The organism is Collinsella sp. HCP3S3_E5 (assembly GCF_052067635.1).
Classification (GTDB): domain Bacteria; phylum Actinomycetota; class Coriobacteriia; order Coriobacteriales; family Coriobacteriaceae; genus Collinsella.
In genome coordinates this window covers 115,548-133,903 of the sequence record NZ_JBQHQF010000003.1, presented here as the reverse complement: position 1 = coordinate 133,903, position 18,356 = coordinate 115,548, and the positions used below count along the sequence as shown (strand labels likewise).

Genomic DNA, 18,356 nt, shown 5'->3' with positions numbered 1-18,356 from the left:
TCCTTTCCTAGAACCTGTTGTTGTGGTGATTTCAGATTCTAGGACGAAGGCCGTTCTTCGTTAAACGGGCGCTAGGGTGTCACCCTTACACCAACATTTTCGACGCGATCGCAGAAACAAGCCAGGAGGCATGGTGGAGAGGAAGATTGCACGCATAGATGAGTTCCAAGTGGACGAGCACGAGATTCCGCTACTCCCAGCAGGGCTGAAGGAGGAAGGAGACCTCTATGTCCTCCCCGACGGGCGTTATCTTCCCTGCGGAGTCTACAAGACCGCGGACGCCGACTTGCTCCTTTATGAGCCATCCGAACTTAGTTTCTTCGGGCAGATGACTACCCAATTCAAAGAGAGCTAGAGGTTTGATTGCCCGTTAGATCGACACTGTTCCAAACCAGGGGATGGGTGGAGAAGGGGGTCGTAGAAAAGGGCCGGTTGCTGCCGGCCCTTTAGACATTAGCTCCTGCGTTGCCCGCGTCTCCGAAGTTTAAGCGCTGAGGAGCGGGTTCCGCGGCACACCTTGATTTTACCCGGTGGGGCGGCTCTTTTGCAGCCGTCCCACCGTTTATTTAGATCTGGCAACATCGGTATACAAGAGCCGGAGGGTTACATATAGGCGAGAAAACCTTAGCTCCTCCGACTCGCTTTCAGCTTAGCGCATTGGGGCGAACTAAACGGCAAGCGCGCATCTCGGGGATACGCAAGCAGGCGCTAACAAGAGTAATAAATGGCTTCGAGATACGGACCCTCTCACAGGTACGGCACCGATGAGTTTCCTATACCGCAGCGCCCAACAATCCATCATTCGCAACAATATCCTGCCGTGGCATTGAAAAACCCTGCATGGCCCGCCCTAAAGAGCAAAGTCTGGCGGCTGACATCGCTAGGCTAGAGTTGCCCACCGATTGAACCCACGTTCAGCCTTTAGCGTTTAGCGTATTCAAGAAGCGAATCGCAAACCACCGTGCATCCGAACCCGGGAATGGAAAAGTAGACAACACCATCCGCGTCCTGCCATGCGACGATGCCATCAACGCCCGTTCGCTCCAGGACATACCAAGAAGGGTCGATGTCGGGCCAGTTTCCACGTTCCGCTCGCGTTGCGCCAACAACATCAAGCCTCGGCGATTTACAGATACCCGTGAGCTCGTGCCCATTGACGCTGGCAAAGGAGCAGGACTCGAGGTAGCTTCTATATTCCTTCGAAAAGCTCAACCCCAGCTTTGCCTCAGCCTCGGTAATCGCGCCGGAGTCAGCCGCGCCCAGACATCTGAAGTTCGGAAGCCCAGAAAGGCCCTGGTATACGTCGCTCATCCCAATACCCTACTATTCCAACACCTGCGCCATGTACTCCCAGAAGGCCTTCCTCTTAGAGTCCCAGTTGTTCCCATCGGCGTGTACGTCGGACTTCGTCAACTTATGCCAAATCTTCGAGTTTCCTCCGAGCCTATGCTCCTCCTGCGTAAGGATCGCCAGGGTCGAGTCGACCTGTTGCCCGATATGGTGCAACTCGTAAGGCTCTCCGGTAGCGGGATCGAGTGCCGCCAGGCCCTCCTTCATCCTCTCAAGGTTCGTGTGTCCCATCTCATCAGTAAAGGTGAGATCGATATCGCGAATAAGAGCCGTCTCGCCGTTGACCATCTTGGGGGTAAGCCCTGCGTTTTTGATAATCTCGTACTGATCCATGTCGTTAAATTGCTTGAGGACATCGAGCGGGAGCCCAGACTCCTTCTGAATGGACGCGACTTGGTCTATCGTCAAGCCACCGGTGGTGGCACCCCTTAGAGCCAGGGTCTTCTCGGCGCCTCCGCACAGCGCCCCACCAATCGCGCCCCACTTGAAGCCTTCGCTGCCGCTAAAAGCACCGGCCTTCAGAGCCTCATCCATGTCACCCGTCTCGATGCCCTTGAAGATGGCAGCAGAAACGCCGCTGATGGCGCCGGAGGACAGCGCGACCACCGCTCCGGACTTGGCCGAGACAGCAAATATCACGCTTGCAGCAGGCGCCCCGGCGGCGCCGGTAACAGCGGATACCGTGACACACACAAGGATGACCCCCGTGCCGACGGCGATGTTCCTCACCACCTGGTCGTAGGTGTCATCGTAGCCCTCGAATGCCTTGACAGTGGTCCGGCCGTCTTCACCAAGCGTAAAGACGTAGCGTTCGCCGCCGAAGGCTTCTTCAAGATCAGCAAGCGTATAGCCAAAGTAAATGTTCGACTGAGTGTTGTAGGAGAGCTCCTCAAGATATTCTTTCGAGACATATGTTGTCTGAACGTTCTCGACGTAGTACTCATCGGAATCAATCTTCTGGACAAGGTCAGAATATACGGCATCCGCCACGTAGCGCTGAAGATCAGGGTCGGAAAGGGCCTCGAACTCGAGGCCTGCCGTCTGAATGGCGGCGACCTCATTCACCGATCCGGATGCTCCCACGCCAGACGACCCTCCAGACTGCTCGGTGGAGGACGCGCAGCCCGGAAGCCCGGACACTGCCATCGCGATGACGAGTATCAGGGTAATGGCTCGCCTCATCACTCATCACCGCCTTCCTCGCCATCGAGATCCGTATCGGGCACAGCGGGCCCAGATTCGCTGGAAACTTCAGCAACAGCTATCTTCTTGCACCGAGCTATCACGATGAACGCGAGAATGAGGACTAAGCCCACAGCGAGCAGGGCGATAACAGGGCCGCCCATGCTGGCGGCGTCCCCATTCTTGCCGGAGACCTCATTGGCCGACGCGTCGGTCTTTTTCGAGGCGGGCCTGAACGACCCGTCGTCTGCGACGGTCGCGCCCTCCGCAATCCGCTCCTGGGCCTCGGCAAGTGTCATGTTGTTGGCGACCGAGGCCTTCATGGCATCGTTTGTACCCACATAGATCCTCTTGGTCGTGGCCTCCTCACCCGTATTGGGGTTCTTCACGGTCACCGTGTATATGCCCTCGTCTTCGAACACCGCACCGTCGGTCGCCGTCTTGTTGAAGCGCACGTCCTCGGTAAGGCCATCGCCGGTGCTGTTGAGAACCTCCCTCTTCACACTTACGTCAAGGTAGTGTGACCCAGCCATGTCAATCCGAAAGCCACTCGAGGTGACTGAGCCGTTGAACAGCTCGTTATTCGTCGCAGTGTCGAAGAGGAACATCATAGTGTTGCTGTTGCGTACCTTGAACTTGAAGAAGATGCGGTAGTTGTTGTAGGCCGGCCTGAACGGCAGGAGGCCTGGCGACTCGATCTCGTAGTCGAGAGCCACCTCGTAATCACCCTCCTCGTACATGTCGATATGGGTGTTGGCGCCGACTTTGACGCTCGAAAGGTATTCAGTGCTGACGGTGGGCTCGGTTGAGACATTCTGGTAATCGGTGTGCATGGTTATGAGGACGCCGTGGCCGAAATCAGTCTTGGGAATGCCGAAATGCTCGTCGTACCCGTTTCCGTCGCTGGAGATTTTCCTTTTGTCGTCCCCGTTCAGGGAATCGATACTCTGATTGAGCTGAAAGCTAAGCTCAACCCGATCGCCACTGTTTTTAAGAAACACGGGGACATCGTCGCCCGCTCTGCTCGTGAAGCCGCTGACGACGAACCTGCCAAGCTTCCATCCGAAGTGGGGGTCCCCCTCTTTGATGCTGTTGGATTCCGAATAGCCGTTGTCCAGGCCCGTGTTGACAACCTTGTCGTAGTAGTACTTGTTGTCCTCGGAACCGTTGCTGCTTGAATCCTCCGCCAGTGTGATTGTGGGTAATGTAACCGATAGAGCAGCGACGGCGCACAGCACGACAAGCAACGCGCGTTTCATTCTCATTCAAGCGCTCCTAGCACCCGTTTCGACAATAAAAGCCATTATACAGAACGCCGCCAGCACATCGAAAAGGCGAGGGAGACTACGTCGGAATAAGCCCAAGCACGGCGCGCGCCGAGCATTTTAAGGCGTTTACATACGACGACGGGTACAGCTTGTCCGCCACGCCACAGTGTCGGATTACGTCATCGGCAGGCGAACCGCAGCGATTATGGATGCTCGCCATCAGCGCGACAAGCGTATTGTCCCGACCTCCATTCCAACCGAGCACAGGCTGGACGCCCAACGCCGGCAAGCTGAGCAACGCCACCCTCTCTCACCAATTCGCACAGCGTGCCGTCCTTATCGATGAAATAACGGGCGGAAGCTCTTGCCGATGAGATTCGCGAGAAGTACAACGGGTTGTTGCGCCCCGACGCCTCAGTGCCGGCTCAGCGAACCAGGATTATTGAGATGCGGCTGCCCCGGCGGTGTAGTTGCGGAAATCGCGCTGGATGAACTCCACGTCGTTAGCCATCCTGCCCTTCCGATGAGCACCATCAAAATTGACCCCATACACGAAGTTCCCAAGCAGGAGTGGCCCCAGCCACCGCCTTCATCATCCAGGTCATCATCCAAGGCGACCACAAATCAGTTGGAAGCTGAATGCCGGTTTCAGTAGGCGCGCTAGAATGGTGGAAAACCAGCAGCGTTGACCATATAAACGATAAGCATCCGGAAGGAGCTTCCGTGAGACTCTTCGACAAAGGCTTCGACCCATTGGCCGAAATTCAGAAAACGGCCGACTCTGCCGGCAAGGCAATCGGGGATGCAGCCGGCTCCATCGGAAAGACAATCGGCGACGTCGCCAACTCAGCCGACTCCGCAGCCGCCGACATCGCTGAAAAGGCCAGTCTGGTAGCCGGTGGCACTGCCAGGAGTATCCAAGAGGGCGCATCGTGGGCATTGGAGAATGCCGGAACCCAGATAAAGCAAATCAAGGAAGACCAAGAGGGCCATAAAAATAACTTCACGACGATTGGGTCCCTTCAGCCCGTCGTAAACGTAATCAACGATGTCGCGGTGGCGCTTGACGACAAGAGCCGTACGATCAAGAAAAGTACGATTCCCGAGGTCGTGGCTGGCGCCCTGGGCGCAGGCGTTGGAGGCGCTGGCTCCTTCATGGCGCTGTACGGCCTCGGCTCCGTCGGTCTTTCCGCCGCAGGCATCACGTCAGGTCTTGCGGCGGCCGGTGGCATCGTGGGCGGAGGCATGGTCGCGGGCGTCTTCGTGCTCGCGGCGCCGGTGGCCATCGCAGCCGGCACGGGCGTCGCGGTCGCGTCCCACCTTAAGAACAAACAAATGGGCCAGGAGAAGGAGCGCCTGTACAAAGAGGCGCTTGCCAAGCACCAGGCGATTATCCAAGCGCTCAAGGACGAGTCAGACGCAGGCGTTGAGCGCCTCGAGTACCTGCAGTCTCTCAACGTCCTGCTCGAAAGGGCGGTGCGAGATCTCAAGAGCGACCTGGCGATTCAAGATGAGTAGGTACGAATACTCCAACGGCGAGAAGGAGATCAACGCCGTCCTTGCCCACCAAGACGACCAGATCAAGTCGATTTCATTCCCATCGGCCGAAGAAATCGAAGGCCGTATTGCCAGCAGCGAGAAGCTGCTGGCGTCGCTCAGCTACGACCTCCCTCAACGCAACAAGGGCGCAAAGCCCGTCCGCACCGGTCAGCCGCTCATGGTCCCCACATGGAATCAGATACTCGACGAAGCCCTGCAAGCGGGCAACGGGTCTGCCGAACTCGAAGACCTCTTCACAGAAGAAGAACTTCAAGCCAACCGCGAGGAGGTCCTGGCATTAAACGAGCAGTACAACCAGATCCATCGCATGGACGCCGTCGACGTGGCCATAGCCGCGAGCGCCGGCTTTCTAGCCGCAGCCGTGGACATCCTGCTCGTCGGAATCCCCCAGAAGACCCACGACGGCCTGAAGGCAGGCCGTCTCTCCGATTACATCCGTGACTACTTCGACAAGCGTTTCCCGCCCAATGAGATGGAGAGGCTTGCGAACTCCAAGGTAAGCAAGGTTCCCTACGACGCTCAGGACAACAGAAACACCGACACGCTGGTGGAAGGCCTCTCGGCCTACTACCACAGGCTCTTATCCCTTGGACACGACCCGCTGCTTGGCTTCGTCTTCGGCGTGTCGGACATCCTCACGGGCAGGATGACCACCATCGATAAGAACGGCAAGATCGTATCCCAAGTGATGGAATGTTACACAGGACGTAAGGAGGCCGATATTTTCGCCGCTATCGCAAAGCAGATCATCCATCTCAAGTCGGACATCACAACCTCCATGGGCCTGCCCGCACCACTCATGGAGCTGTTCAACATCATGCAGTTTGGTAGCATAGGCGAAGAAGAACAAACGGTTGCAGAAATTGTCCAGGGCATGTATTTCGAGGGCTACGATTTCATTCACTTCTGTTCAACCTCGGTCCCCGTCGCCATAGTCGAAGTCGTGGTCAGGCTCTGTTACACGATCCGCAAGGTAAAAGAAGGGCTGACCATAAAGGATGCCATCCCGTTCTCAACCGAACCCAGCAAGAACCCCAAGCTCGCAACAATGCTCTTCACCGCCCATTGCGCGGCCACAGCCGTGAACGCCGGAAAGCTAGTCTTCACCAAGAACCCCATGGCTATCAACTACCCGCAATGGATTGCGTTCGCGAAATACAGCTACCAGCAACTCAAATGGGTTGCTATAACCAAACCTGGCGAGCGTGACTGGTTCGTTCGCAAAGCCACCGAAGGAGAGCTGGCAGACGCCTACGATGATATCGATCAACTCTTTGGCGAAATGTGTCCAGAGACTGTGGTCATCGATTAGCTCCTCCATTACCGAACAAATAGGGCTCTATTTTCTGTAATCGGCTAAGATATCCGACAAGATGCCGGACGAGCCGGAAGGGGCTGACATGTACATCTACCTAAGCAAGGAGGACAGCGAGAAGCTGGACTGCCTCATGCGTGAGTACGAGCAGACCTTCCATGAAAGATGCCACGCCTACTGCATGAGCGACCCTATCGCCGAGATAGAGAAGTGCCTGAAGACCGGCAAGCCATCTAAGCTCAAGCCTGAGCCCGAAGCGGTCTACTAGAGCACCTAAAGCCCCGCCACGGCGTGGCTTTTTTCATGCCGCGTGACCGTGCCGCGACACTGCCCGCATAGAGATTGGGGCAGGCATGAAAGAGCTATTCACATGTGCGAGCTGCGGCGACTGTGCCGTGAGGCTCGGTTTTGGCTTCACGTTCCCGGATTCCTACATCTGCACGCAGCGCGGCGACGAGGTCAAGCCCGACGACGGCTGCACGCTCGGGTGCGCCGGCGTTCCGGTGCAGGCCATCGAGGCGTGCGAGGTGGACGTCAACGGCCGCGTGGGTTACGACATGGGGGCGTTGGACTGATGGCGGCCGTTTGATTACCGGCTAGATCGAAACTGCTCCAAAACTCGTCGCGGTAACCATCATCGAGTATTTTGGCTTTTAGCCGCAATAAGCAAATCGCCCCCGCAGTAACCACGCTACGGGAGCTTTTTGTGGCTTCTCGTTCGTCCCTTGTTGTCTATTTCGGCGGCTCGATGATATAGCGCGTCTCGTTCGTCTCGCGGTCATTCAAAGCCACATCCAGACCGTACACGTTTGCGATCAGCGCCACGGTTCCGATGGACGGCTCTCGTTTACGTTGTGCGTTGGATACATACGTGGGGTTTCGGTTTGCCGCGGCGCTTGCCTCTCGGCGCGTCATGGTGCCGTCTTCAACCATGGCGCAGACAATCTCGGACTGCTCGACTCGTTTCATCATTCCTCCTATGCGCTCCTGCGGCGCTTCTTCTTCTGCTCCGGTAGCGTGCCCTCTCGTTTGCAGCGATGGTAAACGTCGAGATCCCACCATCCCCAAGCATCGGCCCAGACTTCGGCGTTTTCGTCCATGCGCAGCAGTCCGGCTACGACCTCGCGCTCGATCTCACCGCTCCACGTGAGCTCGGGGTCTTCAAACTGCTTATGTTGCAGCAGGAACCCGAACGGATGGGTGGATGGGTCAACCACCACTAGTGACTGGTCGAGCTTGTCGGGCACCTCGAATATCTCGAATGGTGTGCCCTCCAGGTCTGTGTAGCGTGCCACGCCTTTTTGGATGGCCATGATTGATCCTTTCTCAATATCAGGCGTAGTTCACACATCACGACCGCGCCCGTTCTCGCTTTGCGCTATGCGTTCGGTTTGGCTAACATTTAAATCGATACTGCTCCAAAATCCTTGAGACTCCCCCCCCCCCCCGAAGTCATCATAGGACACTTCCGCCCCAACGTGACAGTAGCCCCTCAGGAGTTCGACGTGGAAGGCGATCTGTCTAATATCGTACCGGCCGGAGCAGAGGACGATCTCGTCCGTCCTGCCCTCGGCGACTTCGATGTCATGAGGACATACCTCACGACATCGAAATCGCGCCCTCACATCACACCGCCAGACAAAAAGGTGCGGACCATCATGCGTATGTCTCCTCGAGGAGGTCGCCGTCGATGGCGGCATAGGGCCAACCGTCGCGATCCTCCCAGCTCGTGCAGACATAGTCGTAGTTTTCAAGCCCTACGCCGTCGTCGTCAATCCATACGGTTCGAACTCATGCGCGGGCCCGTACGGGACGCCCCAGCCATACATATCCCAGCAGTACTTCCCATCGATAACCTGCCGACGAAAATCACAGCTATCGAAGAAGCTCATTTCATGGGATGCGAGTTGCGAATTGAGAAGGCCAGCGGAGTCAACAATGTAGTCGCTGTAGTCACCGGCCAGGTCTTGCGTGTACCTTATTCCAAAGTGCGGTGTAGCAGCCACTGTAACCCTCCTTGTATCTGAACAGAGGCTCGATTACCAGTTAGATCGACACTGCTCCAAAACGAGTATGACCTCTACGGTGACTATTCGGAGTTTGATTACCAGTTAGATCGACACTGCTCCAAAACATGCATTTTTAGGTCACTCGCAAACGGTTAGTTTGATTACCAGTTAGATCGACACTGCTCCAAAACCCTGAACACAATCAAATCACTTTGGGATTGTTTGATTACCAGTTAGATCGACACTGCTCCAAAACAAAACGACCATCATATGTGTGTCGTCGCTTGTTTGATTACCAGTTAGATCGACACTGCTCCAAAACCGGTAGTCCAGCTCGGCACTGTACACGGTCGTTTGATTACCAGTTAGATCGACACTGCTCCAAAACCTGAGCACGGACAGCGGTGGCTTCCCCACCGTTTGATTACCAGTTAGATCGACACTGCTCCAAAACTCTGCACTGTGTGACAGGTAGTCTCGGCAAGTTTGATTACCAGTTAGATCGACACTGCTCCAAAACGCATCGCTCGAGCGTAAGATGGACGGCGTGTTTGATTACCAGTTAGATCGACACTGCTCCAAAACACGTTGGTGCCGATGTACGCCGAGTCGTCGGTTTGATTGCCAGTTAGATCGACACTGCTCCAAAACCCAGGACCTGTATTGAGCCTTGGTGATCTCGTTTGATTACCAGTTAGATCGACACTGTTCCAAAACTCCGTCTCACCTCCGTGAATCGAATCGGTAGTTTGATTACCAGTTAGATCGACACTGCTCCAAAACGAGTTGATGGCACGGACGGCGGCAGTGGAAGTTTGATTACCAGTTAGATCGACACTGCTCCAAAACGGGAGAGGATCTGACCATGCAGGACATCGGTTTGATTACCAGTTAGATCAACACTGCTCCAAAACCTGCGACACGGGGTTGTACACGGCGGAAGGTTTGATTACCAGTTAGATCGACACTGCTCCAAAACTATTATCTGCCCTGCCCGGGCATTGCTTTCGTTTGATTACCAGTTAGATCGACACTGCTCCAAAACACACCGGGATCACCGCCTTGGGGCACACGAGTTTGATTACCAGTTAGATCGACACTGCTCCAAAACAAGGCGCAGCACCACCACCAGACGATGATTGTTTGATTACCAGTTAGATCGACACTGCTCCAAAACTGGGAGCCGAAGGAGGTAGAGCAATGAGCAGTTTGATTACCAGTTAGATCGACACTGCTCCAAAACTTTCTTTTCGGGAATGACGATAGAGATTAGTTTGATTACCAGTTAGATCGACACTGCTCCAAAACTGGGAGCCGAAGGAGGTAGAGCAATGAGCAGTTTGATTACCAGTTAGATCGACACTGCTCCAAAACTTCCACCGCCTCAACACCCAGCGCACGATGGTTTGATTACCAGTTAGATCGACACTGCTCCAAAACGCATCGCTCGAGCGTAAGATGGACGGCGTGTTTGATTACCAGTTAGATCGACACTGCTCCAAAACACGTTGGTGCCGATGTACGCCGAGTCGTCGGTTTGATTGCCAGTTAGATCGACACTGCTCCAAAACCCACGCCTGGTATGTCAAGGTATCGAAGAGGTTTGATTACCAGTTAGATCGACACTGCTCCAAAACGATCACCCAATCCTAAATCAAAATGGGAGTGTTTGATTACCAGTTAGATCGACACTGCTCCAAAACTAAAGCTCGACGCCGCATGCGCCGGTGCATGTTTGATTACCAGTTAGATCGACACTGCTCCAAAACCTACCGCGCTACGGCTCTCCACGCTTACCGGTTTGATTACCAGTTAGATCGACACTGCTCCAAAACCTCCAGACCTTTACCAACTTCCGCGCGGTCGTTTGATTACCAGTTAGATCGACACTGCTCCAAAACAACGAGCTACTGAACGGTCGTAGTAGCATTGTTTGATTACCAGTTAGATCGACACTGCTCCAAAACAAGAAGCACCTGGACCCGGACAGCACGGCCGTTTGATTACCAGTTAGATCGACACTGCTCCAAAACGAGTACATCAGGGCGTGCCAGCGCTCAATCGTTTGATTACCAGTTAGATCGACACTGCTCCAAAACTCCAACCAACGCTGGTACTCTTCAACTCGGTTTGATTACCAGTTAGATCGACACTGCTCCAAAACCATCTTCCGCGAACAAAATAGCCTACGGTGGTTTGATTACCAGTTAGATCGACACTGCTCCAAAACAGACCGCTAGACAGGGCCTTTTGGGTGTTGGTTTGATTACCAGTTAGATCGACACTGCTCCAAAACATGCAGACCGCGCTGCGCTCCTTCTACCAGGTTTGATTACCAGTTAGATCGACACTGCTCCAAAACGGTTCTGGAAGCCGCCGTTGCCGATGGAGGTTTGATTACCAGTTAGATCGACACTGCTCCAAAACAGATTTTTGGATGTGATCGCATGTCTATCAGTTTGATTACCAGTTAGATCGACACTGCTCCAAAACAACTCTGATGATGTATAGCCAACATCGTTAGTTTGATTACCAGTTAGATCGACACTGCTCCAAAACCTTATAGGCGGACTGAGAACTAATCGAGATTGTTTGATTACCAGTTAGATCGACACTGCTCCAAAACACGACCGCTGCGATTGCCGCGTTGTCGCGGGTTTGATTACCAGTTAGATCGACACTGCTCCAAAACTGGCATCTTTGCCGTAGCTCTCGCCCTTGTGTTTGATTACCAGTTAGATCGACACTGCTCCAAAACCTACGGCACGTGATGAACGTCTCAAGCGCGTTTGATTACCAGTTAGATCGACACTGCTCCAAAACTTCCTAGCGCATGGAACAGACCGCACAAGCGTTTGATTACCAGTTAGATCGACACTGCTCCAAAACATGCAGGACTTAGAAGATTTGACTCTCACAGTTTGATTACCAGTTAGATCGACACTGCTCCAAAACGGGCATGGTCACGTTATCGCTAGGCTCGAGTTTGATTACCAGTTAGATCGACACTGCTCCAAAACTAAATACCTTCGATAAGCTGGTGCTTTGCGTTTGATTACCAGTTAGATCGACACTGCTCCAAAACTCGCAGGCCAGGTAGTAACCGTAGGCAAAGGTTTGATTACCAGTTAGATCGACACTGCTCCAAAACCAAAAAACTTTTCCAAACCAAACAAAACAGGTTTGATTACCAGTTAGATCGACACTGCTCCAAAACTAAGTAGTACAATTGCTCATGGTCTTAGTCGTTTGATTACCAGTTAGATCGACACTGCTCCAAAACACCCCGTTCATCTCTACGAACCAGTGACCGGTTTGATTACCAGTTAGATCGACACTGCTCCAAAACGTACCGGCGGTAGGGGTGGACATCGAGTACGTTTGATTACCAGTTAGATCGACACTGCTCCAAAACCTGTTCATGGGGTGCTCTGACGAGGAGCTGGTTTGATTACCAGTTAGATCGACACTGCTCCAAAACCATTGGAGCAAATTCCCTACTGCGACGGGACGTTCAATCTAACCGGTCAGTTCTTTCAATGCTCTAAAAACTGCAGGTCAACCGTTAGTTTATGTTCATGTCCGTAAGCCATGGTATCCTTTTTATTCTCCAGGAGCAACAGGCTCAACTTAAGGAAAAACACGTGGTCATAGAGCGTTTGCAGCTCATTTTCCGTCAAAAAAGTTTTGAGATTTACAAATACGATTGTCTTTCTGCAGCCAGCGTCAAGAGCAAATGAAAGAAAATTCAGCAGATTATCAAGGAACGATTTGTCTTCTTGAGGCGCTGCGCCAAATCCTAAAAACTTGAGGTAGCGCTTCAAATCCCATTCTAAACCAAACCCCAAATCGGCATTAAAGCCAAGGTTCAATCCACCTAAACGCATCTTTATTGCACGTTCCGCCTCTTCCACCTGCATGCGCAAATCTTCGTCTTCTAGGAACTCACGTTCAACTCTTTTGGTGACTGCGGACACAAGCGCACGGTCATCCCAGGGAAGATTCAGCGCATCAGGCACCACCATTAGAGCGCTGCCGGGCTTAATCTCCTCATCGTCTTTCCAAAGGGAATAAGGCTCCATCGCCTGGCGCCCCAATCCGTTTTGCAAAGAAACTACAATCCGTGCGAACAGAGCCGAGTTCTCGACTTGCAAAACCGATGTCTCCCCCGCCGTTAGCTCCACCGGGTGTTCAAGCCCTGAAAACACGAGCTTCATAAAACCAGAAGCTCCTCCATTGTGTCTATCTCCTCATGGGCCTCGCGGCTACCCGTTATGTACTCCATGGTCGAAAACTGAGATTCAGTCACACGCAACACTTGCACGAGACCGGACGGCGGACGATGCCTCCTAAGTCTTTGTACCGCGCTTCCCGCCGCCCCATCATTAACAACAAGCTTTGCATACACGGACTCCTGGAGCATAAGATAGCCATCCTTAAGAAGAAACTTGCGGAACACGCGGTAGTCTTTTCTCTGCGCAGGAGTATCGACGGGCAAATCAAAGAAGACGACAAGCCTCATATATCTGATCCTTTCCCCGATACTCATACGACCTCGAACGACTCGATCTCATCTACTGACAGCTTCCGGTCTAGAGCCTTGAAACAGTCAGCAACATACAGAGAGATTACGGAGCCCACGCGATACGTGCCGCCTCGATATGCGATTCCCTGATTGAGCATGTCAACCAAAAGCAGCTTTGTCTCCTTAGAAAACTCGCCGTCAAAGTTGTCGAACACAATACGGTCTACAAGAGGCCTAAACGGCTCCATAAAATCACAGCTCAAGTTGAACTGGTTGAACTCATTTCTGTGGCAAATCCCCACCTGCGTAAGGTATCCACGCGCCGCAATCTCGCGATTAACGCTCGACAGCAGAATCGCATAGCCGTAATTGAGAGCAGCGTTCAGAGGCGTGTCGTCATCCCTAGAGAAGGACGGACCAAACAGAGCGCTGAAATACAGCCGGGCTGCATGCCCTTCGCGATTCGTCGTATCACCCGAGCGCACCTCGGCAACAATGCTCTTGAGCGTCTCGCCCTGCTCCTCACGCGCACGGGCGTGGAGCACATCTGATTGATGCTTGATTTTGTCGCGCACGATTCGTTGCCATACGCGCTTTTTAATCGGTTCGCCCCACTCAAGCTGTTCTGCAATACGCTTGCTGGTGTTATGGGCCCCGTATAGCGGCAAATATTGCCCAATGGGGTCGCGCTTCTCGTCAGACACGACAAACGCGACCTTTGCCTTGGCAAGCTCCGAGAGCAGATAAGCACTTATGAACACCTGGTTGGTCTGAAGGACGACCGACGAAATCTCCGAAAGGTGGACTTTCGCCGTGTCGTCCTCCCGACGGACAACCATGTATCCGCCCTTGTACTGCAGTTTGCAGGGGCTTGAAATGACAATATTCCTAAAGCCCGACACGGGTCCTTCTCTCGAACATGCCTGTTACGGACTGGTCAATAAGGAAAACCGTCACGTTTGAATCGCTCAGCAACTTTGAATAATTAGGTTGTATACAACCCGAAAACTTTGAGCCGCCCGCCGGTGACAAATCAACCATATTCATTGTTCCATTCACCAAGGTAAGCAGGCGCTTGACTACTGCAACAACATCTTCCGCATCCATAGTTGCGCACTTTTCTATAATCGCCTCAATTTTGAGTTGACGCAGCAGCCTGCCAGAGACGGAAGAAGCTGCGGGATTAAACATATCCAAAAGCTTGATAGCATTTTCGCTACACGCATCTCCTGCAAGCAGTTTCATTTGCTCATTTGAAAAAGCCAGTTGCGTAGCATTCCTCATCTCCTTTTTCCCCGTAATAAAGAACCTCTCTCCATCCACCTCAATCAGCTGTTTCTTGTAGATCTTCGACCTCGTGATGCCGATGTATTCCAGGCCCTCCTTCTCCGCAAGTCCCCTCGCATACTCACCAAGCGCTGCCGAGTCGCCCTCGATGCGCGCCGCAAGCCACACGGGAACCTGAGAGAACCGGAACACCGGCTTACCTTTCTTTTTGGCCTCATAGATAAAGAAATACGCAAACTGCTGGCTCGAAAAACCGCCGTATTGTTTGGCGTCGAGCCCCTGTTTGGTCGACAACTCAAGCTTTGCGCCCATCTTGGGATCACGCGGCGAGTAAATCGTTGCCTTCCAGAACGCGCCCGTATCCTCCTGCGGCATCCTCGAGATGTAGCACTGGCGGTAGTTGAGCGCACGGCGAATGCCCTCGACCTCTGCCGCTGCGTTCCAGCCGTCCGGAAGATACTTTCCCCTATAACGTTTGACTTCGTCGTCCTCGGTCCAGGCATCGTCAAAGACCTCACCCGTCTCGGGGTCAAAACCCGCAGTCATAAAACTATTGACGACAAATCCGGCCGATCCAGGCATGCGATGGGTTTTCTTAAACAGCTCGGACTGCTCGCGCACGTATTTCTTAATCACATGCGAGTAGCCAATGGGGTTCTCATACATTCCGGGGTGGCGCATCTGAATAAACAGCCCCAAGCGGCATGCCAGATAGGCATCGTGCGCATGATGGAAATCATTGGCTTCGCGGCATTTGACCAAGCCAGCTGCCTCACGAAGATTGTGCGACACGCTCGCCTTAACGGGAACGATCTTCGTCCCCTCATCGGCATAACGTGCCTCAAGCAACGCCTGCGCCATCTTGACCATCTGGCTCGTCTCCACGAGCTGACGCGCGACAAAGCCCTTCATAGCGTTCTCGTTTATGGAAGAACGCAGCAGGTTGCGATACTTTTTATCGCCAATGAGCTTCGCCTGATGCAGCTGTTTCCACATCTCGCCCATCTTCTGGCGAATGCTCTTATCAATCAAAAGCTGGTCGGTCTTGTGCTGGTTCTCCTCGCGGTACACCAGCGCCTTGTTTTCGAGGCTGTCGTCCTTAATGTAGGCGCGCGGGATGATATGGTCGACCTCGTACTCGCCCGAGCCTGCCATAAGCTTATTGAGATCGATAGCGCGGCCAGAATACAGGCATTTTCCGTTCTGCATCAAATAGAGGGTCAGGCGCTCGTCAAGGTCTACATTGGCTGCCTTGAGCTCTTTAAAATCGTCCATAACAGCCAGGTTGCCGCCCTCGGCCTTAAACGCCTTGAGAGCGTCCTCGATGGCGTCCCAGCGCTTCGTAGTCCGCTTGCCCTTTTTCTTTTCGTCCTCGTCGCGAGTCACCTCAACAAAAACGTTAGCCGGCGCGTGCCCCGCAATCTTTGCGATTTCGTCAACAATGCGAATCGCTTGATTCAGGCTGCGACGAATCGCCGGGGATCCGGGAAGCTCATTTACGCCTAGAGACCTCTCGTGTTCGGCATAGTATTTGCGATTGTGTTCATCCACTTTTTCCTGGAAGCCCAGTGTGTTGTCGTGGAGAATCTCCATCATCACCATAGTCTCGCCCAGGCGACGCTCAGAGCTGGGGTTTCCCTCTCGCAGCACGTCCATGATGCTCATAGAGCGACCAGCTTGCGTATCAATCCTAATACCCGTCAGGAACTTCTCCGACAGACGCCCCCAACCAGTCAGGCGCTTTTTGCAGATCTTTTTAATCTGCTCGGCATCGAGCATTCCGTTGCCACTGGGGCCAAACTCATCCTGCAGTTTTTCCTTAAGGATCGAGCGGTCCTCGAACAACGTGTTCCAAAGAATAATCGTTTCGATAACCGGATACTCGGCGCGGCTCAACTCGTCCACGCCAAAGATGTCCTTGGCAAAGAAGATGTACGAGCCCATCTTTGATTCAAGACCGCTCTCACCCTGGCCACCGCGGACAACCGGATTTGTCGCGTCGCCCTCTTTTACCAGCCAATCGGCAATCATCTTGTAAGTAACGCGACGTTTTTTATGGAAAAGCTCATGGACAATGCCTTCGCGCTGCGCGGCATCCAGGCGCTGCCAATCGTCACCATCTTCGGACCAGCGAACGCCATTGAGTTCATTAAGAACGCAGAACTCCTCATAGAGCAGAGACTGCTTGGGAAGCACCTTTTCACCAGCAAGATAAGTGCAATCGCCCGTCATGCGCAGAATAAAGTTCTCGGCGCTCTTGTTCTTATCGATCACGGTATCCCAGTTCCAAGGCGTGATCGTCGCATCTTCCATGCCGGGCTTACGCTCGGACCATTGGAATCGGTGGTTGCCATGTTTGTCCTGGGCAGCATTTTTAGGCGTCAGCGGTCCCACATAGTACGGGATACGGAACGTGACCAGGCTCTCGATCTTCGCTGCATCGTCCTTGAGGAACGGATAGAAGCGGCCCTGGTTTTTGAGAATAGCCTGCAACTCCTCAAGATGCAGCTGATAGTAGATGGCACCGTTATCACTCGTCTTAAGGCGACGCAAAAAGCGTTGTTTGTCGAATGCGTCCATCATGGCAATATAGCGCTCATCCGTCTCCGCACCCGTTCCCGCAAAGAGCTTCTTTACGGATTTAGCGAAGTCATCATAGGACAGTTTATGCAGGTCATATGCGGTGTAACCCTGTGCCTTAGAGGCATCGTAGTCGCGCGAGGGGTCATCGCTATTCGAATCGTGATAGGTTGCGCCGCGGAAGAAAGACTCATATGAGCCGGGAGCATATTCGTGGACCAAAGTCTTGAGTCGATCAAGATCATTCGCGTAACAATTGTATTTTTCGATCATGTTGACCGAGATTGTCTGGCCCTCAGCATAGGACAAAAGCCCCTGCAGCACGTAAGCAGAGTAAACACCGCAAACGGACTCAAGAAGCTCCACGCAGTCATCGGGACATGCGGCCTGCAGCGCTTCCAACTTCTCGTCATCCGAAAGCGCGAGCTTAGTTGCCTCGCACTCAAACTCGCCAAACACATCTTTGAACTCGCATTGGAGACCGACGACAGCGCTCGACAAACCCTTCGCCAGCTTTTTGTTCGCAGCCGCATCCGCAGTATCCACTTTTACAAGCGCCTGAATGTCTTTTGCCTTTTGCGAACGAGAAGATCGCTCATCAGCCAAGATCTTCGCTACAGAGAGTTCATCAAGCTTCGCGAACTCATATTCTCTCGATTCACACCATGCCTTCAGAGCGCCATTGAGATTCTTAAGGGCATCGGATGTCTTTGCCGTCTTTGCCGTCAGCTTCTCCCCTTGGCGCAAGAAGTTACCGCGATGCTTAACGATGTTATGGATTGCGAGATACACCAATCGAAGATCGGCCTGCTCATCGGTGTCCATAAGGTAAGTGCGCAGATGATAGATGGTCGGGAAGCGATCGTAGTAATCGGCCTTCGTGAAGTCCTTGGTAAAGATCGGATCGCCCTCAATGGTCCGCGACTGGTTAAGTCGCATGAAAAAGCCCGGATCAACCTCGCTCATCGCAGGCTCGAACAGCTTTTGCAGCAAGTCGAGGCGCCAGCGGCGGCGCACGTAACGGCGACGCTGTCCACGATGAACGCGCGCCTCGGACGCCGGCTGCGCGCTATCGAACAAACGACTGCCCCACGTCGGCTGTTTCTTAAAATGCAGAAGCTTGCCCTGGGCATCGGTCACCGCCCAACCAACGGAGCCGGTTCCCATGTCGAGGCCGATATTGTAGTCGCCAGAGTAGTTTCTTAAATTCATGTCGACCAGCCCTTCCGCGCTGTGTTACAGTTGCCTTGTCGATTACCAGTTACATCGACACTGCGAGT

The 18,356-nt window shown here is 53.5% G+C and carries 15 protein-coding genes and 1 CRISPR repeat array; of the genes, 5 read left to right on the top strand and 10 right to left on the bottom strand.

Features of this window, described 5'->3' with window-relative positions:
* The first annotated feature begins 133 nt into the window (after positions 1 to 133).
* Positions 134 to 355 carry a hypothetical protein gene (locus tag ACTM82_RS01880; protein ID WP_441055760.1) on the top strand — a complete coding sequence of 74 codons (222 nt, stop codon included), beginning with the start codon at positions 134 to 136 and terminating at the stop codon, positions 353 to 355.
* A 566-nt stretch (positions 356 to 921) separates the two neighbouring features.
* Here ACTM82_RS01880 and ACTM82_RS01875 read toward each other — a convergent pair.
* The 3 genes from ACTM82_RS01875 to ACTM82_RS01865 all read right to left on the bottom strand — a co-directional run bounded on the left by ACTM82_RS01875 (position 922) and on the right by ACTM82_RS01865 (position 3,797).
* Positions 922 to 1,311, bottom strand: a complete 390-nt coding sequence (locus ACTM82_RS01875; RefSeq protein ID WP_441055758.1) for an SMI1/KNR4 family protein — start codon at positions 1,309 to 1,311, stop codon at positions 922 to 924.
* Between the two features lie 12 nt (positions 1,312 to 1,323).
* The gene (locus ACTM82_RS01870) at positions 1,324 to 2,415 is read right to left on the bottom strand and encodes an HNH/ENDO VII family nuclease (protein ID WP_441088504.1); all 1,092 of its coding nucleotides are present in this window, start codon (positions 2,413 to 2,415) and stop codon (positions 1,324 to 1,326) included.
* 116 nt (positions 2,416 to 2,531) lie between these two features.
* A complete protein-coding gene (locus ACTM82_RS01865; RefSeq protein ID WP_441055754.1) occupies positions 2,532 to 3,797 on the bottom strand; it encodes a hypothetical protein in 1,266 nt (421 codons plus the stop codon).
* 726 nt (positions 3,798 to 4,523) lie between these two features.
* Here ACTM82_RS01865 and ACTM82_RS01860 point away from each other — a divergent pair.
* From ACTM82_RS01860 to ACTM82_RS01845, 4 genes are all read left to right on the top strand, one after another.
* Entirely contained in the window at positions 4,524 to 5,318 is a 795-nt protein-coding gene (locus tag ACTM82_RS01860) for a hypothetical protein (protein ID WP_441055752.1), read from the top strand.
* The gene (locus ACTM82_RS01855) at positions 5,311 to 6,672 is read left to right on the top strand and encodes a hypothetical protein (RefSeq protein ID WP_441055750.1); all 1,362 of its coding nucleotides are present in this window, start codon (positions 5,311 to 5,313) and stop codon (positions 6,670 to 6,672) included. The genes ACTM82_RS01860 and ACTM82_RS01855 overlap by 8 nt, the downstream gene beginning before the upstream one ends.
* 88 nt (positions 6,673 to 6,760) lie before the next feature.
* Positions 6,761 to 6,943: a hypothetical protein gene (locus ACTM82_RS01850; RefSeq protein WP_441055749.1), complete on the top strand. Its 183-nt coding sequence runs from the start codon at positions 6,761 to 6,763 to the stop codon at positions 6,941 to 6,943.
* 85 nt (positions 6,944 to 7,028) lie between these two features.
* Positions 7,029 to 7,250 (top strand): hypothetical protein, encoded by a 222-nt coding sequence (locus ACTM82_RS01845; protein WP_441055747.1) that lies wholly within the window; start codon positions 7,029 to 7,031, stop codon positions 7,248 to 7,250.
* A 157-nt stretch (positions 7,251 to 7,407) separates the two neighbouring features.
* On the opposite strand, the gene ACTM82_RS01840 is transcribed toward ACTM82_RS01845, so the two are convergent.
* From ACTM82_RS01840 to cas9, 7 genes are all read right to left on the bottom strand, one after another.
* On the bottom strand, positions 7,408 to 7,644 hold the full coding sequence (locus tag ACTM82_RS01840; protein ID WP_441055745.1) for a hypothetical protein: 237 nt from the start codon (positions 7,642 to 7,644) through the stop codon (positions 7,408 to 7,410).
* 8 nt (positions 7,645 to 7,652) lie between these two features.
* A complete protein-coding gene (locus ACTM82_RS01835; protein ID WP_441055743.1) occupies positions 7,653 to 7,988 on the bottom strand; it encodes a hypothetical protein in 336 nt (111 codons plus the stop codon).
* 444 nt (positions 7,989 to 8,432) lie between these two features.
* Entirely contained in the window at positions 8,433 to 8,681 is a 249-nt protein-coding gene (locus ACTM82_RS01830) for a hypothetical protein (protein WP_441055742.1), read from the bottom strand.
* A 27-nt stretch (positions 8,682 to 8,708) separates the two neighbouring features.
* Positions 8,709 to 12,165: a CRISPR direct-repeat array (repeat unit 36 nt; unit sequence GTTTGATTACCAGTTAGATCGACACTGCTCCAAAAC).
* Positions 12,166 to 12,220: 55 nt separating this feature from the next.
* Positions 12,221 to 12,901 (bottom strand): type II-A CRISPR-associated protein Csn2, encoded by a 681-nt coding sequence (gene csn2 / locus ACTM82_RS01825; protein ID WP_441054785.1) that lies wholly within the window; start codon positions 12,899 to 12,901, stop codon positions 12,221 to 12,223.
* On the bottom strand, positions 12,898 to 13,206 hold the full coding sequence (cas2, locus tag ACTM82_RS01820) for a CRISPR-associated endonuclease Cas2 (protein ID WP_441054786.1): 309 nt from the start codon (positions 13,204 to 13,206) through the stop codon (positions 12,898 to 12,900). Before cas2 ends, csn2 begins: the two co-directional genes overlap by 4 nt.
* Positions 13,207 to 13,229: 23 nt before the next feature.
* A complete protein-coding gene (cas1, locus tag ACTM82_RS01815; protein WP_441054788.1) occupies positions 13,230 to 14,111 on the bottom strand; it encodes a type II CRISPR-associated endonuclease Cas1 in 882 nt (293 codons plus the stop codon).
* Complete coding sequence (gene cas9, locus ACTM82_RS01810; RefSeq protein WP_441054790.1) at positions 14,098 to 18,288, bottom strand: type II CRISPR RNA-guided endonuclease Cas9; 4,191 nt, start codon at positions 18,286 to 18,288, stop codon at positions 14,098 to 14,100. Before cas9 ends, cas1 begins: the two co-directional genes overlap by 14 nt.
* Positions 18,289 to 18,356 lie beyond the last annotated feature (68 nt).